The following is a 23,494-nucleotide window of genomic DNA, read 5'->3' as shown; positions in this document are numbered from 1 at the left end:
CATCTGCAACGCGAGAATGGTGGGGGTTGGGCGGTCTTTGGCTGCCTTGTCCGTCGTAGACGGAGGGGGAAGAGGCAGAAATCGCTGTTTTTTAGCGTAAAATAACAATAAAAGGCGCAGATTGTTCGTTTGTTATCATTTTATTGGCTATCTTTGCACGGAAATTTAAAAATGGCTCATTTCGACCACATCACGAGTAGGAAGAAAGGGATTTTTAGATGCAAAAATTAAAACAATAACATTTTTTAGATGAACGTAATTACGAAAACAGTTCAATTGCCTGATGGAAGAACCATCACAATTGAGACCGGAAAGGTTGCAAAACAGGCTGACGGTGCCGCAGTACTCCGTATGGGCAACACCGTGCTTCTCGCAACTGTTTGTGCAGCTAAGGACGCAGTTCCGGGTACAGATTTTATGCCTTTGCAAGTAGATTATCGCGAGCAGTACAGTGCCGCAGGCCGTTTCCCCGGCGGTTTCACCAAGCGTGAAGGCAAGGCAAGTGACAACGAGATTCTTACCTCTCGTCTGGTCGACCGTGCCCTCCGTCCCCTCTTCCCCTCCAACTACCATGCCGAAGTGTATGTACAGGTTATGCTGCTCTCTGCCGACGGTGTAGACCAGCCCGACGCTCTTGCCGGTTTTGCCGCATCAGCCGCTATGGCCTGCTCCGACATTCCCTTCGAGCACACTATCTCTGAGGTTCGCGTAGCCCGCATCAACGGCGAGTTTGTCATCAACCCCACCTTCCAGCAGATGGAAGAGGCCGATATGGACTTGATGGTAGGTGCCACCAAGGACAACATCATGATGGTGGAAGGCGAGATGAAGGAAGTATCTGAGCAAGACCTCATCGGCGCCCTCAAGGCTGCTGCCGAGGCCATCAAGCCTATGTGCGAGCTGCAGGACGAGCTGTCCAAGGAACTGGGCAAGGACGTGAAGCGCGAGTACTGCCACGAGGTCAACGACGAAGAGCTGCGCGAGCAGATCAAGAGCGAGCTCTACGCCCCCGTATACGATGTCAACAAGCAGGCGCTGGAGAAGCACGCCCGTATGGACGCCTTCGACAAGATTATCGCCGACTTTATGGAGAAATATGACGCCGCCCATGCCGACCTCTCTGCCGACGAGCTCGAGGAAAAGCATGCCGAGGCCACACGCTACTACGACGACGTGATGCGCGATGCCATGCGCCGCTGCATCCTCGACGAGGGTAAGCGTCTCGACGGTCGCAAGACTACCGACATCCGCCCCATCTGGTGTGAAGTGTCTCCGCTGCCCATGCCCCACGGTAGCGCCATCTTCCAGCGCGGTGAGACCATGTCGCTCTCTACCTGTACTCTGGGTACCAAGCTCGACGAGAAGCTGGTAGACGATGTGCTGCAGAGAGGCTATCAGCGCTTCCTGCTCCACTACAACTTCCCTCCCTTCTCTACCGGTGAGGCCAAGGCTCAGCGCGGTGTAGGCCGTCGCGAGATTGGTCACGGCCATCTGGCATGGCGCGGTCTGAAGGACATGATTCCCGCCGACTTCCCCTACACCGTACGTCTGGTAAGTCAGATTCTGGAGTCTAACGGCTCATCGTCTATGGCTACCGTATGTGCCGGTACGCTGGCTCTGATGGATGCCGGTGTGCCTATGAAGAAGCCCGTTTCGGGTATCGCTATGGGTCTTATCAAGAACCCCGGTGAGGACAAGTACGCCATCCTGAGCGACATCCTCGGCGATGAGGACCACCTGGGCGACATGGACTTCAAGACCACTGGTACCAAGGACGGTCTTACTGCCACTCAGATGGACATCAAGTGCGACGGTCTGAGCTTCGAGATTCTCGAACAGGCTCTGATGCAGGCTAAGGCCGGCCGCGAGCACATCCTCAACTGCATGATGGAGACCATCTCCGAGCCTCGTGCCGAGATGAAGCCTCAGGTTCCACGCATCGTTGCCTTCGAGATACCCAAGGAGTTTATCGGTGCCGTGATTGGCCCTGGTGGCAAGATTATCCAGCAGATGCAGGAAGATACCAATACCACCATCACCATCGACGAGGTTGACGGCGTAGGCAAGGTACAGGTATCTGCTCCCAACAAGGACGCTATCGACGCCGCTCTCGCCAAGATCAAGGCTATCGTGGCCATTCCCGAGGTGGGCGAGGTCTACGAGGGTACCGTACGCTCTATCATGCCCTATGGCTGCTTCGTAGAGATACTGCCCGGCAAGGACGGTCTGCTGCACATCAGCGAGATTGACTGGAAGCGCCTGGAGACTGTAGAGGAAGCCGGCATCAAGGAAGGCGACAAGATCAAGGTCAAGTTGCTCGAAATAGACCCCAAGACCGGCAAGTACAAGCTGTCACGCCGTGTGCTGCTCGAGAAGCCCGAAGGCTATGTAGAGCGCGAGCGTCGTCCTCGTCGCGATGGCGAGCGCCGCGGTCACGGCCAGCGTCAGCCCCGTCACAACGACAATCAGGAGTAATCCCTGAAAGAGGATTTTCATTGACATATGAGCCACTGCTTTGCCTATAGCGCAAGCAGTGGCTCTTTTAGTTGGCCGGCACGGATAAAATATAAGCCAAATGATTTGGCATTGAGGGTGAAAAGATGTACTTTTGCAATAAAATATAACCTAAATGAAAAAATTATTCGTATTGATTTTCATGGCGGCGCTCACGATGGCCGCCACGGCGCAGAAGGAACCGCAGTATATCTCCTCTTTCAAGTATGACAAGCGTGTCCACGACTTCGGTACCATCAAGGAGAAAGACGGCAAGGTGAGCCATACCTTCACATTTACCAACACCAGCATACTGCCGGTGGTCATCAGCGACGTCAACTCGTGGTGTGGATGTACCACCGCCGAATATACCAAGACCCCCATCCTGCCCGGCAAGACCGCCAAGGTGACGGTGACGTTCAACCCGCTGTCGCGCCCAGGCAAATTCAGCAAGGAGGTGGTGTTAAACCTCGACGGCAACAAGGGTTTCACCCGCGTATGGATCAAGGGCAACGTCATCCCCTACCGCCACCCCGTGGGCGAGGACTATCCCTACGCCTTCGGCGAAGGGCTGCACATGGGCTTCAAGGTCTACCTCTTCCCGCCGCTCGCCGAGGGCAGCACCTACAGGCTGGAGCAGCGCGTGTCTAACGAGACCGACAAGGAGATGACCGTAGAGTTTGAGCGATGGCCCAACAACACGGTGCTGAAGATGCCCTCGAAGATAACGCTCAAGCCCAAGGAGCGCACCACGTTCAAGGTGAGCTACACCGCCCCTGTGAGCCACTATGCCGACCGCCACATCTATGTGCGCGTGAAGGTGAACGGCAAGCAGGTGAAGCCCATCCTGGTGAAATGGTTGGGCTCGGAACAGAGATTTACCAAATAAGCAATGATAACTATGAGTATTAAGCAGACTGTAATGTCACTGTTAGGCTGCGTGATGGCCGTCCAGGCCGCCGCCCAGACAGCTCCGGCGCCCATCGCGCCGCTGCCCTCCAAGCACCAGGTGGCTTGGCAGCAGATGGAGACCTATGCCTTCATCCACTTTGGTCCCAACACCTTTGGCAACCGCGAGTGGGGATATGGCGACGCCCCGTTGGAGAGTTTCAACCCTACCCGCCTCGACTGCGAGCAGTGGGCCAAGACGCTCCACGACGCCGGCATGAAGGGCATCATCATCACCGCCAAGCACCACGACGGCTTCTGCCTCTGGCCCACCAAGTACACCGACTACAGTGTGCGCAATACCCCCTACAAGAACGGCAAGGGCGACATCGTGGGCGAACTGTCGGCAGCCTGCAAGAAATACGGCCTCAAGTTTGGCGTCTATCTCTCGCCCTGGGACCGTCACCAGGCTTTCTACGGCACTCCCCTGTATGTAGAGTACTTCTACGCACAGCTCGAAGAACTGCTCACCCAGTATGGCGACATCTTCGAGATATGGTTTGACGGTGCCAACGGCGGCGACGGCTATTACGGCGGCGCACGCGAAGAGCGCACGATAGACCGCCGCACCTATTATAATTTCCCGCGCGCGTGGAAGATGGTCGAGCGTCTGCAGCCCCAGGCCATCATCTTCTCCGACGGCGGCCCCGGCTGTCGCTGGGTGGGCAACGAGAAAGGCTATGCCCACGCCACCAACTGGTCTTTCCTGCGTGGCAACGAGGTCTATCCCGGCTACAGCCGATACTGGGAGCTGCAGCAGGGCCACGCCGACGGCGACACATGGACTCCTGCCGAGTGTGACGTGTCGATACGCCCGGGATGGTTCTACCACGAGAGCGAGGACAGTAAGGTGAAGACGGTAGACTATCTCACCGACCTCTACTATCGCAGCGTGGGCCACAACGCCACCTTCCTGCTCAACATGCCCGTGGACAAGGAAGGACGCATCCACCCCATCGACTCAGCCCGTGTCGTGGACTTCCACAAGCGCATCTGCGCCGAGTTTAAGACCGACCTGCTGGCCAAAGCCAAAATCAAGGCCTCCAATGTGCGTGGCAAGCAGTGGGGCACCGCCAATCTTACCGACGGCAACTATGAGACCTACTGGAGCATCAGCGACGGCACCGACAAGGCCCAACTCACCATCACCCTGCCCCGCAATACGCGACTCAACCGACTGATGCTGCAGGAGTATATCCCCCTGGGCCAGCGCGTACAGCGCTTCAGCGTGTCTTACCTCAAGGGCAAGGAGTGGGCTCCGCTCTCCGTGGGCGAAGAGACTACCACCGTGGGCTACAAGCGTCTGCTGCGCTTTGCCACGATCGAGACGCGCCAAATCCGCATCAGCTTCGACGCCATGCGCGGCCCCATCTGTCTGAGCACCGTGGCTGCCTATCTCGCCCCCGAGACCAAGGGCGCAGAGGCAAAGAAGGAAGAGGTGAAGGGCGTAGACTTCACCGCCACCGCCGAGGGCGACAACGTGGTCACCTTTGACCTGGGCGGCGAGCAGGAGATAGGCTCTTTGCGCTATCTGCCCCAGCAGGGCGACGACCGCAAGGGACTCGTGGCCAACTATGAGATATATGCCGGTATGGAGAAAGACGCCATGCAGCGCGTGGCTGAAGGCGAGTTCTCCAACATACGCAACAACCCCGTGATGCAGGAAGTATTCTTCACTCCCACCCACTGCCGCTACGTGCAGCTGCGTGCCACCCGCATGGTGAATGCCGGTGAGAAGATAGCTTACCAGCAAGTGATTATCAGATAACATCTAATAAATATTGACCTATATGAAAAGAATGATTATGACCGCAGCCATCGTCTGCATGGCCGGCATCCAGATGATGGCGCAGCCGAAGTTGCCCTACCGCAACGCCTCGCTGCCCATCGAAGAGCGCGTGAGCGACCTGCTGTCGCGCATGACGCTCGAGGAAAAGGTGGGACAGCTGCGCTGCACCCTGGCTTGGAACTACTACGACATCAAGGGCAACAAGGTGGTGCCCTCGTCCACATTCATGAAGGACATCGCCGAGGGCAACATCGGCATGCTGTGGGCCACCTACCGCGCCTGTCCCTGGACACGCAAGTCGCTCGCCACCGGACTCACGCCCACGCTGGCAGCCAAGGCGGGCAACGCACTGCAGCGCTACGTGATAGAGCACACCCGTCTGGGCATCCCACTCTTCCTCGCCGAAGAGGCACCCCACGGCCACATGGCGATAGGCACCACCGTATTTCCCACCGGACTGGGTATGGCTGCCACATGGTCGACAGCCACAGCCGAGGCTGCCGCCCGCGTCACCGCCAAGGAGGTGCGTCTGCAGGGCGCACACATCAGCTACGGCCCCGTGCTCGACATCTCGCGCGACCCACGCTGGTCGCGCGTCGAGGAGAGCTATGGCGAAGACCCCGTGCTGACGGGCGAGATGGGTGCAGCCATCGTGCGCGGACTGGGAGGCGGCAAACTGTCGGCCCCCTACGCCACCCTCGCCACGCTGAAGCACTTCATCGCCTATGGCACCACCGAGGGTGGCCAGAACGGCAACCCCTCTATCGTGGGCGAGCGTGACCTGCTGCAGACCTTCTTCCCCCCGTTCAAGAAGGCTGTCGACGCCGGCGCTCTCTCGGTCATGACATCCTACAACTCGCTCGACGGCATCCCCTCGACAGCCAGCGGCGAGCTCTACAATGACATCCTGCGCCGCCAATGGGGCTTCCGTGGCTTTGTCGTTTCCGACCTCTACAGCATCGACGGCATCTGGGAGACCCACCATGTGGCGCGCGACCTGCAGGAGGCTGGCGTGATGGCGCTGCGTGCCGGAGTGGACGAAGACCTGGGTGGCAAGGCCTACGCACAGCTCATCGCCGCCGTCAAGGATGGCAAGGTGAGCGAGAAGGAGATAGACCAGGCTTGTGTCCGCATCCTGAGGCTCAAGTTTGAGATGGGCCTCTTCGAGCATCCTTATGTCGACGTCAAGGCAGCAGCCGAAGTGGGCTGCGCCGACCATGCCGCCGTGGCTCTCGATGCCGCCCGCAAACTGGTGACGCTGCTCAAGAACAAGGACAATACGCTGCCGCTGCGCCGCGATATGCGCGTGGCTGTGGTAGGCCCCAACGCCGACAACGTATATAATATGTTGGGCGACTATACCTCGCCTCAACCCGACGGAAAGGTGAAGACCGTGCTGGCGGGCATCAAGGCCAAGATAGGCGAGGGTCAGGTGGAATATGTCAAGGGCTGTGCCGTGCGCGACACCAACAACTGCAACATCGAGGCTGCCGTAGAAGCTGCCCGCCGCGCTGATGTGGTGGTGGCAGTTGTGGGTGGCTCGAGTGCCCGCGACTTCAAGACGAGCTACAAGGCTACCGGTGCTGCCGAGGCCGATGTCAAGTCGGTAAGCGACATGGACTGCGGCGAAGGCTACGACCGCGCCACGCTCTCGCTGCTGGGTCGCCAGATGGAGCTGCTCCAATCGCTGCGCAAGACAGGCAAACCCATGGTGGTCATCTATATCGAGGGTCGTCCTATGGACAAGTCGTGGGCTGCCGCCAATGCCGACGCGCTGCTCACCGCCTACTATCCCGGTCAGGAGGGTGGTACCGCCGTGGCCGACGTGCTCTTCGGCGACTACAATCCCGCCGGCCGTCTGCCCATTTCGGTAGCTGCCAACGTGGGTCAGCTTCCTGTATATTACAACAAGCGCGCTCCCAAGCCCCACAACTACGTGGAAATGTCGGCAGCGCCACTCTACGCCTTCGGCTATGGCCTGAGCTATACGCAGTTTGCCTACAGCAACCTCGCCATCGCCAAGAAAGGCGATGCCTACAGCGTCACCTTCGACATCAAGAACGTAGGTGAGCGCGATGGCGAGGAAGTGGCTCAGCTCTACATCCACGACCAGGTGGCGTCGGTGTCGCAGCCGCTGTTGCAACTCAAGAAGTTTGACCGTCTGTCTATAGCCAAGGGTGAGACCCGCAAGGTGGAATTCATCCTCACCGCCGAAGACCTCGCCATCATAGACCGCAATATGAAGAGTGTGGTAGAACCCGGCGACTTCGACATCATGGTCGGCGGTTCGTCAGACAATCTCCCCCTGCGCGGAGTGCTCACTGTAGAGTAGGCCGCCAAAGGCCATCAAGCCATCGATAATCTGCCCAAGCACGGCAGACCCCCATACGCCAGCAGGGCTGGGTTCTGAACGAGGAACCCAGCCCTGCTTGAATACGGTCGACAGAAGAATCAGGATATTCTCACAACGAGCATAACCAAGGAGCTACTGGAGCTCGCATGCGAGCCATACTTCAACCTTTTCTTTGCCATTATCGCTCTCAATGTAATGCCTTATCTCGTTGAAAGCAGATGTTTGCTGATTTATTCTTTGAATATCCATGTTATAATAATTCTTTGTTTTCTTTTTCCTCACCAAACGCCTTTATCTCGTCAGCAAGGACTTTCTGTAATTTCTCTTTCGGTACTATCAGCTGATAATCTGCCACTCCGATAGGCTTTCCCATATCTTCAAGTGCCAGTTCCACCTCTACCCGGTCTTTCTCCGCACAAAGTATGATACCTATGGAACGGTTCTCGTCTGCACCACGTTCAAGGCAGTCAAGCAGAGACAGATAATAGTTCATCTTACCTGCATACTCTGGTTTGAAAGCACCTATCTTCAAGTCAACAGCAACAAGGCAGCGTAGTCCACGGTGGAAAAACAGCATATCTACCTTACTTTCTTTGCCATTGTATTCCAGCACATGCTGGTTTCCGATGAATGTAAAACCACTGCCGAGTTCCATAAGGAAACGGGTAATAGCTTTTACAAGGCGGTCTTCAAGTTCAAGTTCCAAAAGGGGGCTTGTCACTCCTAAGAAGCCGAGATTGTAGCTGCTGCTAAACACCTCGTTAGCATACTGCGCTTGTTCGGCAGGAAGAGTGCGGTCGAAATTGTTGTCTACTTGTACCAATGCCTTTGTCTCATACATTTTGAGTTTAATGGCATTGAGCAACAAGTCGCGATTCCAACCTTTAGTTACGGTTTCCTGCGCATAATATAGCGTGGTCTCATCATCCAGTCCCTTGCTCAACAACAGCAGATTGTGCGACCAAGGCAAAAGTGCAACGGAGCGTAGCACTTTTTCATCATGCCCAGCGTAACGCTCATAGAACTTTTTCATATACCACAGATTTCGTGGCGAAACACCCATCTTCGGATATCGTTCTTTCAGGTCTGCTGATAACCGTCTTACAACGCTGTCACCATACCCACTTTCAATCTTGCGTTCATGAAGCATTTGACCAATCTCCCAATAGGCAGTAGACACATAGCCATTGATGTGTCGGGCTATTTCTGTCCGTGCCTGTTCAATTACTGCGACAGCATGTCGCAGCAATTCGGCATAATCGCTGCTCTCTATTGAGAGTTTGTTGTCTTTATTGTTTGTTGTCATTTTATCAGTCTAATTATCTTCCCTGGGAAGGTCTGTTACATCTACTTCAAACTGTTTGGCTATCTTCATAAGATTGCACGTGGCTGGCGCCGCCATCAATCAAAACTTCACGCAGACCTTCTTGCCTTGTGGCAGCTGAACGGTCTGCTGACAGTCGCCGAAGACGATGTCGAAGGTGCCGCCTGTGGGAGAAGAGAGGGTGGCAGCGAGGCTGTTGGCGCTGAGAGTCCAGTCGATATCGACGGTCACGTTGCCGCGGGCGCGAAGTCCCTTGACGCTACCCTTGTCCCAGGCCTGCGGACAGGCGGGGAGCAGGGTGATGGTGCGACCCTTGCTCTGCAGCAGCATCTCGTTCATACCCGAGAGACCACCCAGGTTGCCGTCAATCTGATAAGGCGGGTGCGTATCCCAAAGGTTGTAGAGCGTGCCCGTACGCAGCAGGTTCTGCAAGAGGGCGTAGGAGCGGTTGCCGTCACGCAGGTGCGCCCAAAGGTTGAGCTTCCAACCCATACTCCAGCCGGTGGAGAAGTCGCCGCGATGGTCGAGCACCACACGGGCAGCCTCAGCCAGTTCGGGGGTAGCCTTGACAGAGATGTCGTGACCGGGGAAGAGGCCGAAGAGATGGTTGGTATGGCGGTGGTTGTCCTTGGGATTGTCGATGTCACGCGACCACTCCATCAGCTGACCATATCTGCCGATGCGGTAAGGCTCTATCTTGTCTCTCACCTGCAACCACTCCTGACGGTCGGTGCTGTCTACGCCCAATACGCGTGAGGCGCTGATGGCATCGGTGAGCAACTGGCGCGCTACGGCATTGGCAAAGGTAGCACCCTTGTCCACAGGGCCATGTTCGGGCGAGGTCGACGGGGCTGCGGTGTAGAGTCCGCTGGGCTGGAGCCAGAGATAGTCGCACACAAACTGCGCGCTCGACTTGAGCAACGGATAAGCCGTCTGCTTCAGATAATCGCGGTCGAGGGTATATTCGTAATAGTCCCACACATGCGTAGCGAGCCAGGGGCCATTGATGGCGGCAAGATTCCAGTTCACGCTCTCGCTCTTGGAGGGAGCGGTGAAACCGAAGATATTGGTTGAGATGTTGGCAGTCCATCCACGGGCGTCGTACATGGTCTTTGCCGTGCGCTGTCCGGGCTCATAGATAGAGCGGAGATAGACATTGAGAGGCTCGAAGCACTCAGCCAGGTTGGCAGAGCATACGGGCCAGTAGTTCATCTGAATGTTGATATTGTTGTGGTAGTCACAGTTCCACGGACCCTTGACGCCACGGTTCCACATACCCTGAAGGTTCATGGGCATGGTCTCACCTCGCGACGACTGGATGATGAGGTAGCGGGCAAACTGATAGTAGAGCATCTCGAGCCAGGCATCGGCCTTGCCCTCACGATAGCGGTCTATACGCTCGTCGGTAGGGATGTCATTGCCGCCCTTCTTGTCGGCCATCTGGCGCAGGTCGATGCTCACGCGGTCGAAGAGCTGGGTATAGTCGTCGACATGGCGGCGCAGCAGCTGACCCCACTTCTTGTCGGCGGCGCCCTTCATGCTGAGCAACGCCCAGGCTCCGGCGTCCTTGCCATAATAGGTGTAGGGGTCAGTCAGCACGGGAGTGTAGTTGGGCTTGTAGCCGGTGGCGGCGGTGATGATGAAGTCTACCTCCGAGGCGTCGCGCACGGCGATGTGTCCGTCCTCATACTTCACGCTACCGTCCTTGACGCGGGCCTGGATGCGGATGACGTAGGGCAGCTTGTTGTTGTTCAGATGTGCGGTATAGACGAGTCCATACTCATCGGTAGCCCAACTGCCGGTGGCGTGGGGATTGGGCTTGTACACCCAGTCGAGGTTCTGGCGCTTGCCACGGTTGGCGCCGTAGTGCATCACCATGAGTTGGTCGGGATAGGAGACAAAGTAGGTGCGGCGGTAGGTGGCACCCTGATACTTGAACGAGGTATGGCTCACAGCCTTGTCGAGCAGCAGACTGCGACGGAAGTCGCTGCAGTCTTCATTGGCAATACCGGTAGAGACATACATCTCGCCCATGGTCGTGAAGGTACCGAAGCGCAGCGTGTCGGCAGTGCCATTGTCGGCGATGGCTCCCGAGAAGGCGCGGCGGGTGAGCGAGTCGGCACGCAGGCTGTCGCCGTCGAGGAACGCCTGACGGATATCGGGCAGGAAACGCGCTGAGTGGGGGTCGGCACGCCAGTAGTTGGCTGGTCCGCTACCCGAGGCGGGGCCTCCCTTCCAGAGGCTTTTCTCGTTGAGCAGTATGGCGTCGACAGCCGGCGACTGGAGCACCATGGCGCCCAGGCTGCTGTTGCCCATAGGGAAGGCATAGTTTTCCCACACCGAGCCCTGCAGCTCGCGGGCTTTCTCGCCCTTGCGCACATACTGTCGCAGATTGTCTTTAGACTGACTGTCCTTGGCGGCACCCTTGGCACCCGAATAGTTAATCTTCGCCTGCACAGTGCTGACGCCCTGGGGCACGGAGATTTCTATGGGGCGGTCATACCACACGGAGAGATGGTCGTCTGCCTTGGTCAGTTCTGACCCTCCCAGACAGAGGGAGATTAATGTAGCTAATACTAACATGTCTGCTATGATTTGAGTGATTGTTATTTTAAGGTAGAAGTGCCCTGTCTGTCCCGACGAGCACTGATTCATTCCGTAAAATTACACTTTTATTGACAAACGGAGTTACATTTTTTGCTTTTTTCGTTACCGACGGCCATTTTTTTAGTACATTTGCATCGGGCGCGTATGTTTGCGCTGTCCGTCCTATACCTATTATTATATATAATGACAACTATGATACAACGACTCTTACACTTTCTGGACGCATCGCCCGTCAACTTTCTTGCGGTGCGCAACATCGCCCATGAGTTGGAAGCCCACGGTTTCCGCCGCATTGACGCCGCCAGCCCTCTGGGCCACGTGAGCGCCGGCGACCGCTTCTTCGTCACCAAGAACGACTCTTCCATCTACGCCTTCCGCATAGGTCGCAAGCCTCTTGCCGACCAGGGTTTCCACATGATATGCGCCCATAGCGACTCGCCTACCTTCCGCATCAAGCCCAACGCCGAGATGACGGGCGAGGGCGGCATCGTAAGGCTCAATACCGAGGTCTACGGAGGCCCTATCCTCTCTACATGGATGGACCGTCCGCTCACCATCGCCGGAAGGGTGATTACGCGCGGCGCAGACGCCCTCTCGCCCGTCACCCATCTGATACACATCCGCCGCCCGCTGATGCAGATCAGCAACCTCGCCATCCACTTCAACCGCCAGGTCAACGACGGCGTCAAGCTCAACCGGCAGAAAGACATGCTGCCCATCCTCGGCTTCGTCAACGATGAGCTGGAGCGCGGCAATATGCTCATCAACCTCATCGTCGAAGAGCTCAACCGCACCGCCACGGTGACCCGCGACGACATCATCGACTTCGACCTCTATCTCGCCGACACCACGCCGGCATGCACCTTCGGTGCCCACAACGAGCTGATATCCTCGGGGCGTCTCGACGACCTCTCCATGTGCTACGCTGGTCTTGAAGCGCTCACTGCTGCCCACGACAGTGACACCACGCAGGTGCTCGCCATCTTTGACAACGAGGAGACGGGGTCGCAGACCAAGCAGGGCGCCGGCAGTCCGTTCCTGTCCTATCTGCTACAGCGTATAGCGCTGGCACAGAGCGGCACCGCAGAGGCTTACTACCAGGCGGTAGAGCGGGCGTTCATGATTTCGGCCGACAATGCCCACGCCTTCCACCCCAACTATGCCGAGAAGTACGACCCCACCAACCACCCCATGCTGGGCGGTGGTCCGGTCATCAAGTTCAATGCCGCCCAGAAGTATGCCAGCGACGCCGTCACAGCGGCAGTCTTTGCCGAGCTGTGCCGCAAGGCGGGTGTACCCTGCCAGCGCTTTGTCAACCACAGCGAGGTGGCGGGCGGAAGCACGCTGGGCAACATTCTGGCCTCGTCGATACCCTTGCGAGGGGTTGACATGGGCAACGCCATCCTGGCCATGCACAGCTGCCGCGAGACGGGAAGCGTGGCCGACCACGAGTATTGCGTCAAGGTATTTACCACTTTCTACAACGAATAACCCATCATCATGCACGACAATATCACTCTCCCTCCCCAGCTCAGCGCACGTGTAGAGCAGGCGGTAGACAACTTCATGCAGGGCTACGGATGCTGCCAGTCGGTGGTGGCTGCCTTTGCCGACCTCTACGGACTCGACGACACGATGGCCAAGCGCATAGCCGCCGGTTTTGGCGGTGGCGTGGGCCGCATGCGCATGATGTGTGGCGCCGTGTCGGCTCTGGTCATCCTCGTGGGACTCGACTGCGGACAGACCGAGGGCAGCGACCGCGAAGGCAAGTCGGCATGCTACCGCGTGGTACAGCAGCTGCTCGAGCGTTCGCGCCAGCAGAACGGTTCCATCATCTGTGCCGAGCTGCTGGGGCTCAATGGCTACGAGCGTGCCCACTCGTCCTATGTAGCCTCTGAGCGCACCGCCGAGTACTACAAGAAGCGCCCTTGCGCCGCCAAGGTAGAGAGTGCCGCGCGCCTCTTTGCCCAGTATCTTGCCGACAAGGAGGGCGACCACAACCATTAACCCCCACCCCATCCCACAGCCCTTCATGATCATCGTCCACTACATACCCGACATCGACCAGCGCTCGGGTGGCACCGCCACCTACATGCAGCTCATGGCCAAGGCGCTGGGCACGAAGGCTCAGCTGCACATCCTCACCCACCGCACGTCCAACCCTCTGGCGATAGACCACTGCACGCTGCACTATCTGCCGCCCTACAGGCCGTGGCACTGGGCGTGGACCCGACAGGTCAGGACGCTGCTCGAAACGATAGCGCCCCAAGTGGTGCATGTCAACTGCTGCTGGATGCCTGCCTGTGCTGCCGTAGTGGGTGTGGCGCGGTCGCTGCATCTGCCCGTGGCGCTCACCACCCACGGCATGCTCGAGCCGTGGATTATGAACCGGCATTACTGGACACGCAAGTGGCCCGCGCTGCATCTCTATCAGGCACGGGCACTGCGCAGCGCCGATGTACTGGTGGCCACAGCCGACCGCGAGGCGCGCCATCTGCGGCAGTTGGGCTTCAACGACCATATCGCCGTGGTGCCCTCGGGTATAGACATCAGTCGGGTGACGATGAAGACCAGCTGGGAGAAGTCGCACACGATGCTGTTTCTGGGTCGCATACATCAGGTCAAGGGCATCTGGCATCTGCTCGAGGCGGTGGCGAGTGTGCAGAGTCAGCTCAACGGCTACAGGGTGGTCATCGCCGGCGAGGGTGCTCCCGACGACATACAGCGGCTCCGGCAGACGATTGTCGACAGACATCTGGCCAGCTGCGTTAGCTATATCGGCGGGGCGTATGGCGAGCACAAGTGGCAGTTGCTGCGCGAGGCCGACTTCGTGGTACAGCCGTCGTTTACTGAGAATTTCGGGCTGACCATAGCCGAGGCGCTGGCATCGGGCACCCCGGTCATCACCACCAACACCACACCTTGGGAGCAGCTCGACGCTACCACCAGCGGCACCTGCATCGAGGTGGGAGCCAGTCCGTTGGTCAACGCCATCACCCGCTTCGTAGCCCTCTCGTCAGCCGAACTGGAGACGATGGGGCGCAATGCCCGCCACCTCATAGAGACCCGGTTCTCGGTCGAGGTCATGGGCACCGCGATGATGGAGGTGTACAGGGAGATTATTGTGTAGGTTGTAACCATAAGCACGAAAGCCCCTCTCCAGCTCTTCAAAAGCCCCTCTCCAGCTCTCCCCAAGGGGAGAGAGCGCAAACCAATTATATACCAATGACTTTACTCTTCTCCCCACCCCCTTGATGAGGGCCGAAATAGGGTTCATTGGCGTGTTTATATCCTACGGCAACGCTGAACCGAAGGTCACTGGCGTTATGCTATACGTCGCGGAAAGGTAAAGAGTGGAGATTGGTGAGGCATAATCATCAAGAGAGAACAAATGTCCATTCATAAACGAATCCATTGACATTGTGTTCCTTCCCCTTGGGGAAGGCCAGGATGGGGCTTCCTTCCGGCAACTCTGTAGGAGTTGCGATTTCACAGCCCAGGGTTGAGGGGCGAAGCACCTCTACCCTGGGTATTGATACAAAAAAGGGTAGCAACGCTGTAAGTGTTGCGATTAGCCGAAGGCGTTACCGCAGCAGATAAATCAGCAGGCCGATGGCAAATGCCACAACCTCTAATATTATATAAGGTGATACCAAATACACAAAAAGCCGTAGCAACTGCTGGCGGCTTCGCCTTGGTGGCGCTGGTGGTAACGCCCGTCGGAAAACGAGTTTTCCTCCTCATCGTCACCACCATCACCACCGTCATGCACGGCATGACGCCAGCAGCCACAACGGTAAAAAAAGCGGCCCTTGGCCGTTCAAAAAGTCCGCCGTTGGCGGTAAAAAAACATTTCATTGAAAGCCCATCCCCTGTCATCCCCAATGGGCGGGAGTTCCTGCTTGCTGTGTTTGGGGAGATAGCGGTGTATTCCCCTTTCCATCACTTGGGCAGCAGCGGGTTAATGATTGTAGGTTATATAAACCAACGATATGTGATTTATGGGGTAATCTCTTTTTTGTACCGGCGTAGCCGGACTTTTTTTACCGCCAACGGCGGACTTTTTGTATTTGCCCCTTTTCAGCCTGCCATCAGGCAGGCGCGACGGGGTATGGCGGAGAATATCCGAGAGTTCGCTCTCGAGATATTATCCGACACGCACGGACGCATAGGGCAAAGCCCTGAAAAGGTGCAAATCTTTTTGTTTCTTTTATTGATGGCATATACAAGGAACAGGGCAGACCCCCTGGTTTATAACGCCTACGGCTAAGCGCAACTCCTACAGAGTTGCCAGGCTGGTGGGTCGTCTACCCAGGGTAGCGGACTACGCCCGCAACCCTGGGCTGGGGAAACGCAACTCCGTCAGAGTTGCTGCTGCTTGAGTAAGGCTCCTTGGAAGACCCCTCTCCAGCTCTCCCCAAGAGGAGAGAGTGCTAACCAGTTGTGGCTTATTTGTTTTGCCGTTATTATATTGCCATCGTAGAACGCTGTGATGGGCTCGTTTGTGTACGCCCATGCGGTGGTAGTAAATAAGCAAAATGCGCTGTGGACGGTACGCGCTCCCGGCAACTCTGTAGGAGTTGCGATTTCATAGCCCAGGGTTGAGGGGCGAAGCACCTCTACCCTGGGTATTGATACAAAAAAGGATAGCAACTCTGTAGGAGTTGCGATTAGCCGTAGGCGTTACCCAGCAGAAAAAGCAGCACCCCCACACTTGATATAGACCAACTTTTGCGCCGTGGCAATCACTTTTCCCGCAAAAACGATTGTCATTCATTGATTTTTGTGTACCTTTGCATCGAATTTACTGCAGCGGGCGCGCTGCTTGTGGGTTTTATATACATGAAGGTCATACACCCTATTAATGGCTGGGAGGGTGAGACGCCTTCCATGATTATTCATCATTAATAGGAAAAAACATTGAAGACATTTGAAGAATTGGGCGTGAGCGAGGACATTCGCCGCGCCATCAGCGAACTTGGATTTGAGCATCCCATGCCCGTCCAGGAAGAAGTAATCCCGTATCTCTTGGGCAACCGCAACGACGTGATAGCCCTGGCACAAACCGGCACCGGTAAGACGGCTGCCTTCGGTATTCCCGTGCTCCAGCGCATCGATCCTACAAGCAAGGAAACGCAGGCGCTCATCCTGAGCCCCACGCGTGAGCTGTGCCTCCAGATAGCCGACGACCTCAACGACTTTGCCAAGTATATGCCCGGAGTGCATATCGTGGCGGTATATGGCGGCGCGTCCATCGAGGCGCAGATACGCACCCTGCGCCATGGCGTGCAGATTATCGTGGCTACCCCCGGACGACTCATCGACCTGATGCACCGTGGTGTAGCGCGTCTCGACCATGTACGCAACGTGGTGCTCGACGAGGCCGACGAGATGCTCAATATGGGTTTCACCGACAGCATCAACGCCATCTTCGAGGGAGTGCCCGAAGACCGCAACACGCTGCTCTTCTCGGCCACCATGAGCAAGGAGATAGAGCGCATAGCACGCAACTATCTGCACGACTACAAAGAGATAGTGGTAGGCTCGCGCAACGAGGGTGCCGAAAACGTCAACCATATCTACTATATGGTGCACTCCAAGGACAAGTATCTGGCTCTCAAGCGCGTGGTAGACTTCTACCCACGCATCTTCGCCATCATCTTCTGCCGCACCAAGGTCGAGACACAGGAGATAGCCGACAAGCTCATACGCGATGGCTACAACGCCGAAGCGCTGCACGGTGACCTCTCGCAGCAGCAGCGCGACCTGACGATGCAGAAGTTCCGCCAGCACACGGTGCAGCTGCTCGTGGCTACCGACGTGGCTGCACGAGGACTCGACGTGAGCGACCTCACCCATGTCATCAACTACGGACTCCCCGACGATATAGAGAACTACACCCACCGTAGCGGACGCACAGGCCGAGCCGGAAAGAAGGGTACCTCGATTTCCATCATACACACCCGAGAGAAGTCTAAGGTGCGCAACATAGAGCGCGTCATCGGCAAGGACTTCGTCGACGGCACCCTGCCCACCGCCGAAGAAATATGCAAGAAGCAGCTGTACAAGGTGATGGACGACATCATGAAGACCGATGTAGACGAAGAGCAGATAGCTCTCTATATGGACGAAATAAACCGACAGTTTGAGTATATAGACAAGGAGGACATCCTCAAGAAGATGGTGGCAGTGACCTTCGGCCGCTTCCTCGAGTACTACAAGAACGCGCCAGAGATAGAGCGACCCTCTACACAGCGCCGCAGCGCAGAGGCTGGCAGCAAGGGCCGCCAGAGCGACCGCCAGCGTGGCCCGCGCAAGGCAGAGGCTGGCTACACCCGTCTCTTCATCAATCTGGGCAAGGCCGACGGCTTCTACCCCGGCGAGGTGATGCAGTACATCAACCGCCACGTCAAGGGTGGACGACAGGAGGTGGGACACATAGACCTGCTCTCCAAGTTTGCCTATATCGAGGTGCCCCAGGACGATGCTCAGCGCGTGATGCGCGCCCTCAACGGCACGGTATACAAGGGTCGTGAGGTGCGCTGCAACGAGGCTGACGAAGCCGGACACGGCAGAGCAGCTCGCGGGTCGCGCGCAGAGGGTCGCACACAGCGTAGAGAGGAGAGAGGCGACCGCCGACCCAACCGCGAGCGCCGCACAGACCGTCAGCAGCATGGACGCGACGACTGGCGCAATCTCATCAACGGCAAAGCGGTAAACCTAAAAGGCGAAGAGCCCGACTTCAGTGAAGAGGGATGGGCAAGACGCCGACCCAAGAAGCAGAGATAGTTCACTCCTGACAGCCCTCATCCAAGCTCTGCCGAAGGGGAAGCCCTCTCCGGCTCATCGCAGGGTGAGAGTGAACAACCAAATCAAAAGATAGACTCGTAACACTACCCACTATCATCGTGGGAAACGAATGGGCGCCAAACAAGATGGCGCCCATTCTCTTTTCTATGACCCAGCGATGAAACGGAACTCAGTGCGTCGGCGCGGAAAGGCAAGAGGCAGAAAAGTAAAATGCGGCGATTATCAAGGCATATTCATCAAGACAGGACAAATGCCCATTCATCCTCGAAACCATTGACATTGTGTTCATTCCCCTTGGGGAAGGCCAGGATGGGGCTTCCTTCCGGCAACTCTGTGGGAGTTGCGATTTCACAGCCCAGGGTTGAGGCGTGCAGCGCCTCTACCCTGGGTATTGATACAAAAAAGGGTAGCAACGCTGTAAGTGTTGCGATTAGCCGCAGGCGTTAGCGCAGCAGAAATATCAGCAGGCCAATGGCAAATGCCACAACCCCTAATATTAAATAAGGTAACGACAAAATACAAAAAGCCGCTGCAGCTGCTGGCGGCTTCGCCTTGGTGGCGCGGGTGGCAACGCCCGTCGGAAAACGAGTTTTCCTCCTCATCGACCCCACCATCACCACCGTCATGCACGACATGACGCCAGCAGCCACAACGGTAAAAAAAGCGGCCCTTGGCCGTTCAAAAAGTCCGCCGTTGGCGGTAAAAAAACATTTCATTGAAAGCCCATCCCCTGTCATCCCCAATGGGCGGGAGTTCCTGCTTGCTGTGTTTGGGGAGATAGCGGTGTATTCCCCTTTCCATCACTTGGGCTGCAGCGGGTTAATGATTGTAGGTTATATAAACCAACGATATGTGATTTATGGGGTAATCTCTTTTTGTACCGGCGAAGCCGGACTTTTTTTACTGCCAACGGCGGACTTTTTGTATTTGCTCCTTTTCAGCCTGCCATCAGGCAGGCGCGGCGGGGTATGGCGGAGAATATCCGAGAGCTCGCTCTCGAGATATTATCCGACACGCACGGACGCATAGGGCAAAGCCCTGAAAAGGTGCAAATCTTTTTGTTTCTTTTATTGATGGCATATACAAGGAACAGGGCAGACCCCCAGGTTTATAACGCCTACGGCTAAGCGCAACTCCTACAGAGTTGCCAGGATAGTGGGGCGGCTACCCAGGGTAGCGGGCTACGCCCGCAACCCTGGGCTGGGGAAACGCAACTCCGTCAGAGTTGCTGCTGCTTGAGTAAGGCCCCTTGGAAAGCCCCTCTCCAGCTCTCCCCAAAGGGAGAGTGATCCAATCAATTATATACCAGGTGTTTTATGCTTATCCTTATTCCCTTGACGAGTTGCGGAATAGGGTTTATTGGCGTGTTTATATCCTACGGCAACGCTGAACCGAAGGTCATCGGCGTTATGCTGTGCGTCGCGGAAAGATAAAGTGAGGAGATTGGCGAGGCATAATCATCAAGAGAGAACAAATGTCCATTCATATACGAATCCATTGACATTGTTTTCCTTCCCCTTGGGGAAGGCCAGGATGGGGCTTTCTTCCGGCAACTCTGTAGGAGTTGCGATTTCATAGCCCAGGGTTGAGGGGCGAAGCACCTCTACCCTGGGTAATAATCCCCTCAATTGTAGCAACTCTGTAGGAGTTGCGATTAGCCGAAGGCGTTACCGCAGCAGAAAAATCAGCAAGCCGATGACAAATGCCACAACCCCTAATATTAAATAAGGTAACGACAAAACACAAAAAACCGCAGCATCTGCTGGCGGCTTCGCCTTGGTGGAGCTGGTGTCACCGCCCGTCGGAAAACGAGTTTTCCTCCTTGTCGTCGCGACCATCACGTGCTATGCGCATCGGCCAATAACGATGTCGATACCGTACGGTGTGGATGTCGATAGCGGCCGATGTGGATGCCGTTGACGGACGGTGCGCATCACGCAAGGGCATCTCTACAACCCCGAGGGCACCCTCGCCGGCTCGTAACATTTGACACGAAGGCTCGTGACATAAGGCACGTGGCACGTAACAATTGATACGAGACCACGTGACATACGTTACGAGCCAGCCAAGGGAAACCCCAGCCGAGCCTTCACCAAGAGAAATGAGAGCGGACACTACCTCCACAAACGCAGCAAGAATGAAATCCCGCCCATTGGGAGAGTTGGGAGGGTCGTCGACAAGCTGTTGTTTTTGTACCGCCAACGGCGGACTTTTTGAACGGCCAAGGGCTGCTTTTTTTACCGTCGTGGCTGCTGTCGTCATGCCGTGCATGACGGTGGGGATGGTGGGGACGATGAGGAGGAAAACTCGTTTTCCGACAGGCGTCACCGACAGGCACACCCAGGCGAAGCCGACAGCTGTCACCACGGCTTTTTGTGTATTTGGTATCACCTTGTTTATTATTAATGATTGTATTATTTGCCGCTGTCCCGCTGATGTTCCCGCTGCGGTAACGCCTGCGGCTAAGCGCAACTCCTACAGAGTTGCCGGAAGAAAGCCCCATCCTGGCCTTCCCCAAGGGGAAGGAACACAATGTCAATGGATTCGTATATGAATGGACATTTGTTCTCTCTTGATGATTATGCCTCACCAATCTCCACACTTTATCGTTCCGCAACGCATAGCGCCACGCCGATAACACGCGGTTCAGAGTTGCCGGGGGTGCGTACCGTCCACGGCGCATATTGCTTATTGATTACGACGGGATGGGAATAGGCAAGAAGTCTTATCCCGGTTTTCCCAAGAAGGATGGGAAATTGTTTGCTTTTTGTTGTAACTTTGTACCTATTAATATATACAACGACAAAAAGCATTATGAAAATTGGAGTTTTCTGTTCGGCCAACAACAACATAGACCCCGACTTCTTCACGGCAACCGAGGAGATGGGGCGGTGGATGGCTGACAACGGGCATACGCTGGTATTCGGCGGCTGCAACATCGGCCTGATGCAGTGCATAGGCAAGGCGGTAAAGGACCATGGTGGCATGACGATAGGTGTGGTGCCTACGCTCGTGGAACGCGGTGGCAAGAAGTTTGCCGACCTCGATGTAGAGATTGCCTGTGACAATCTGAGCGACCGCAAGGACCTGCTGGTGGCCCAGAGCGACATCATCGTGGCTCTGCCTGGTGGCGTGGGAACCCTGGACGAGATATTCACCGTGGTGGCAGCCCACACGATAGGCTATCACAACAAGAGGGTGATAGTCTATGACCTGAAGGGGTTCTGGGGCAAACTCATCGAACTGCTCGACGATATGCAGGAGCGTGGCTTCGTGCGCGGGTCATGGCACGACTATATCGACGTGGCCCACTCGCTGGACGACATCGCTAAGCTGTGTGTCGGCTGAAGAGACGGTTGACCACCACCGAGATGGCTCCGTCGCCGGTAACGTTGCAGGCGGTGCCGAATGAGTCCATCGCGATGTAGAGGGCGATGATGAGCGCCTGCTGCTCGTCGCTGAAGCCCAGGATAGTCGCCAGGGGCGCCAGGGCTGCCATGATGGCTCCGCCTGGCACTCCGGGCGCTGCCACCATCATGATGCCGAGCATGAGGATAAAATTGATGAAGGTGAGGGTGTCGTGGCCCATGCCCTCCATGAGGCAGATGGCGAGCGCACACGAGGTAATCTTCATCATAGACCCCGACATGTGGATGGTGGCGCAGAGGGGCACGGTAAATCCGGCGATGCTCTCGCTCACGCCGTTGCGCATGGTCTGCTTGAGTGTCACGGGTATAGTGGCTGCCGACGACGAGGTGCCGAGGGCAGTGAAATAGGCGGGCAGCATGTTGTAGAGGAGCCTGAAGGGATTGCGGCGGGCAATGATGCCGGCAGCGACAAACTCGTAGAGCAGGATGAAAAGGTGGAGGATGAAGATGACCACGATGATACGGGCAAAGACGGCAAGGATATGGTAAGCCTGGCCAGACCGCGTCATGTTGAGGAAGATGCCGAAGATGTAGATGGGCAGCAGGGGGATGATGGCCTTGGAGATGGTGGTGGCGATGACTGCCTTGAAGTCGGCAAAGAGCCCCTTGAGCGTGGGCAGCTGGGCATAGGCGATGCACAAGCCCACGACGAAGGAGAAGAGCAGACCACTCATCACATCAATGAGCGGCGGCACGGAGATGGTGAAATAGGGCTCAATGGCAGTGGCCTTCTCGACCTGGGCAGAGGTGACACTGCCTATCATGTCGGGGAAGAGCCAGGAGCCGGTGCCAAAGGAGAGGAGCCCGGCAAAGACGGTATCGAGATAGGCTATGAGCACGGTGACAACCAGCAGCCGTCCGGCTCCGCGACCGATATCGCCGATGGCGGGGGTGACCAGTCCGACGATGATGAGGGGTATCATGAAGCCCAGAAACTGGCCGAAGATGCTATTGAACGTGATGAACACACGGGTTAGGGGCAGAGGCAGCCAGTTGCCGACAACGATACCCAAGACGATGGCCACCAGGATGCGTGGCAGGAGTCCAAACTTAAATCTCTTCATAGGTCAGACGGTTGAGGAAAAACATTCAGAAAGGGAAAAACACAAAGGCGCAGGCGTCCCACACGGCGTGGGAGATGACAAGGGCGGTAAGCCACTGCGGGCGCAGACGGTAGAGAAGTCCCCAGAAGGCTCCTACCACCAGCGCAGCCATGAGCAGCATGAAATTGAAAGACCACACATGTATCAACGTATAGAGGGCAAGCGTGACGACAAACCCCACATTGACATTCCAGCGCTGGGAGAGGCGGCGCTGCACATAGCCGCGCCAGAAAATCTCCTCGGCAGGGCCGATGACAAGCAGGAGCAGCACGCCGATGAGGGTAGAGGCTGTGCCGCTCTTCATGCCATAAATCATGTCGACCTGGGGGCGGGCAAAGCTGAACAGCAGCTGCGACACCTTGTCGCCCACCCAGAACACGCACCACAGCACCAGGGCGATGACCAACCCCAGGGCCAGCTGGCTGGCGGTGGGGCGGATGTCGGCAAGCCACTGGCGACAGAAACAGGTGGAGAGGGTGACAAGGATGACAGCCGAAGCGGTCATGGCATACCAGAAGTTGACCATCGGAGCCGTCCAGGGCGAGAACATCACAAACCATAGCACAGCGGCCACAGCCACCGCTATCCAGACCCGAGAGTCGTTGATTTTTGCCGATTCCATCGTCATATTGTCCATGT

At 56.6% G+C, this 23,494-nt stretch carries 16 protein-coding genes; 10 read left to right on the top strand and 6 right to left on the bottom strand.

What is annotated here, in order from left to right; genetic code table 11:
• Nucleotides 1-249: 249 nt before the first annotated feature.
• From pnp to CIK87_RS11845, 4 genes are all read left to right on the top strand, one after another.
• Entirely contained in the window at nt 250-2,475 is a 2,226-nt protein-coding gene (pnp, locus tag CIK87_RS11860; protein WP_022310623.1) for a polyribonucleotide nucleotidyltransferase, read from the top strand.
• Between the two features lie 154 nt (nt 2,476-2,629).
• Complete coding sequence (locus tag CIK87_RS11855) at nt 2,630-3,382, top strand: DUF1573 domain-containing protein (protein WP_094387348.1); 753 nt, start codon at nt 2,630-2,632, stop codon at nt 3,380-3,382.
• 33 nt (nt 3,383-3,415) lie between these two features.
• Nucleotides 3,416-5,209 (top strand): alpha-L-fucosidase, encoded by a 1,794-nt coding sequence (locus CIK87_RS11850; RefSeq protein WP_254046556.1) that lies wholly within the window; start codon nt 3,416-3,418, stop codon nt 5,207-5,209.
• Between the two features lie 31 nt (nt 5,210-5,240).
• A complete protein-coding gene (locus CIK87_RS11845) occupies nt 5,241-7,562 on the top strand; it encodes a glycoside hydrolase family 3 N-terminal domain-containing protein (protein ID WP_371327123.1) in 2,322 nt (773 codons plus the stop codon).
• A 271-nt stretch (nt 7,563-7,833) separates the two neighbouring features.
• Here CIK87_RS11845 and CIK87_RS11840 read toward each other — a convergent pair whose 3' ends face one another.
• A complete protein-coding gene (locus CIK87_RS11840; RefSeq protein ID WP_094387345.1) occupies nt 7,834-8,889 on the bottom strand; it encodes a YhcG family protein in 1,056 nt (351 codons plus the stop codon).
• Between the two features lie 99 nt (nt 8,890-8,988).
• Nucleotides 8,989-11,490, bottom strand: coding sequence for a glycoside hydrolase N-terminal domain-containing protein (locus CIK87_RS11835; protein ID WP_158216251.1), 2,502 nt, complete (start codon nt 11,488-11,490; stop codon nt 8,989-8,991).
• 216 nt (nt 11,491-11,706) lie between these two features.
• On the opposite strand from CIK87_RS11835, the gene CIK87_RS11830 reads away from it, so the two are divergent.
• From CIK87_RS11830 to CIK87_RS11805, 5 genes are all read left to right on the top strand, one after another.
• Nucleotides 11,707-13,005, top strand: a complete 1,299-nt coding sequence (locus CIK87_RS11830) for a M18 family aminopeptidase (protein ID WP_094387343.1) — start codon at nt 11,707-11,709, stop codon at nt 13,003-13,005.
• A 9-nt stretch (nt 13,006-13,014) separates the two neighbouring features.
• A complete protein-coding gene (locus tag CIK87_RS11825) occupies nt 13,015-13,521 on the top strand; it encodes a C-GCAxxG-C-C family protein (RefSeq protein ID WP_094387342.1) in 507 nt (168 codons plus the stop codon).
• Nucleotides 13,490-14,644, top strand: coding sequence for a glycosyltransferase (locus tag CIK87_RS11820; RefSeq protein ID WP_144008216.1), 1,155 nt, complete (start codon nt 13,490-13,492; stop codon nt 14,642-14,644). The genes CIK87_RS11825 and CIK87_RS11820 overlap by 32 nt, the downstream gene beginning before the upstream one ends.
• Nucleotides 14,645-15,160: 516 nt before the next feature.
• Nucleotides 15,161-15,784: a hypothetical protein gene (locus CIK87_RS11815; protein WP_144008215.1), complete on the top strand. Its 624-nt coding sequence runs from the start codon at nt 15,161-15,163 to the stop codon at nt 15,782-15,784.
• 650 nt (nt 15,785-16,434) lie between these two features.
• On the top strand, nt 16,435-18,303 hold the full coding sequence (locus tag CIK87_RS11805; protein WP_094387338.1) for a DEAD/DEAH box helicase: 1,869 nt from the start codon (nt 16,435-16,437) through the stop codon (nt 18,301-18,303).
• Between the two features lie 464 nt (nt 18,304-18,767).
• On the opposite strand, the gene CIK87_RS11800 is transcribed toward CIK87_RS11805, so the two are convergent.
• Both CIK87_RS11800 and CIK87_RS11795 read right to left on the bottom strand, forming a co-directional pair.
• Entirely contained in the window at nt 18,768-19,040 is a 273-nt protein-coding gene (locus CIK87_RS11800) for a hypothetical protein (RefSeq protein WP_144008214.1), read from the bottom strand.
• A gap of 1,075 nt (nt 19,041-20,115) precedes the next feature.
• Nucleotides 20,116-20,715 (bottom strand): hypothetical protein, encoded by a 600-nt coding sequence (locus CIK87_RS11795; protein ID WP_144008213.1) that lies wholly within the window; start codon nt 20,713-20,715, stop codon nt 20,116-20,118.
• 423 nt (nt 20,716-21,138) lie between these two features.
• Between CIK87_RS11795 and CIK87_RS11790 the strand changes: the two genes are divergently transcribed.
• Nucleotides 21,139-21,672, top strand: a complete 534-nt coding sequence (locus tag CIK87_RS11790; protein ID WP_022309839.1) for a TIGR00730 family Rossman fold protein — start codon at nt 21,139-21,141, stop codon at nt 21,670-21,672.
• On the opposite strand, the gene CIK87_RS11785 is transcribed toward CIK87_RS11790, so the two are convergent.
• Nucleotides 21,653-22,816, bottom strand: coding sequence for a dicarboxylate/amino acid:cation symporter (locus tag CIK87_RS11785; RefSeq protein ID WP_094387335.1), 1,164 nt, complete (start codon nt 22,814-22,816; stop codon nt 21,653-21,655). The genes CIK87_RS11790 and CIK87_RS11785 overlap by 20 nt on opposite strands.
• Before the next feature lie 25 nt (nt 22,817-22,841).
• Complete coding sequence (locus CIK87_RS11780; RefSeq protein ID WP_254046138.1) at nt 22,842-23,492, bottom strand: CPBP family intramembrane glutamic endopeptidase; 651 nt, start codon at nt 23,490-23,492, stop codon at nt 22,842-22,844.
• Nucleotides 23,493-23,494: the final 2 nt, after the last annotated feature.

Origin of the sequence: Prevotella sp. P5-64, from assembly GCF_002251285.1 — a bacterium.
GTDB lineage: Bacteria > Bacteroidota > Bacteroidia > Bacteroidales > Bacteroidaceae > Prevotella.
This window is presented reverse-complemented; position numbering and strand designations above follow the sequence as displayed.

Bases quoted from the DNA above. Each gene is read 5' to 3' on its own strand.
- CIK87_RS11840 (WP_094387345.1), bottom strand. From the start codon at position 8,889: ATGACAACAAACAATAAAGACAACAAACTCTCAATAGAGAGCAGCGAT.
- CIK87_RS11785 (WP_094387335.1), bottom strand. From the start codon at position 22,816: ATGAAGAGATTTAAGTTTGGACTCCTGCCACGCATCCTGGTGGCCATC.
- CIK87_RS11835 (WP_158216251.1), bottom strand. From the start codon at position 11,490: ATGTTAGTATTAGCTACATTAATCTCCCTCTGTCTGGGAGGGTCAGAA.
- CIK87_RS11825 (WP_094387342.1), top strand. From the start codon at position 13,015: ATGCACGACAATATCACTCTCCCTCCCCAGCTCAGCGCACGTGTAGAG.
- CIK87_RS11780 (WP_254046138.1), bottom strand. From the start codon at position 23,492: ATGGACAATATGACGATGGAATCGGCAAAAATCAACGACTCTCGGGTC.
- CIK87_RS11790 (WP_022309839.1), top strand. From the start codon at position 21,139: ATGAAAATTGGAGTTTTCTGTTCGGCCAACAACAACATAGACCCCGAC.
- CIK87_RS11855 (WP_094387348.1), top strand. From the start codon at position 2,630: ATGAAAAAATTATTCGTATTGATTTTCATGGCGGCGCTCACGATGGCC.
- CIK87_RS11850 (WP_254046556.1), top strand. From the start codon at position 3,416: ATGTCACTGTTAGGCTGCGTGATGGCCGTCCAGGCCGCCGCCCAGACA.
- pnp (WP_022310623.1), top strand. From the start codon at position 250: ATGAACGTAATTACGAAAACAGTTCAATTGCCTGATGGAAGAACCATC.
- CIK87_RS11845 (WP_371327123.1), top strand. From the start codon at position 5,241: ATGATTATGACCGCAGCCATCGTCTGCATGGCCGGCATCCAGATGATG.
- CIK87_RS11800 (WP_144008214.1), bottom strand. From the start codon at position 19,040: ATGAAATGTTTTTTTACCGCCAACGGCGGACTTTTTGAACGGCCAAGG.
- CIK87_RS11830 (WP_094387343.1), top strand. From the start codon at position 11,707: ATGATACAACGACTCTTACACTTTCTGGACGCATCGCCCGTCAACTTT.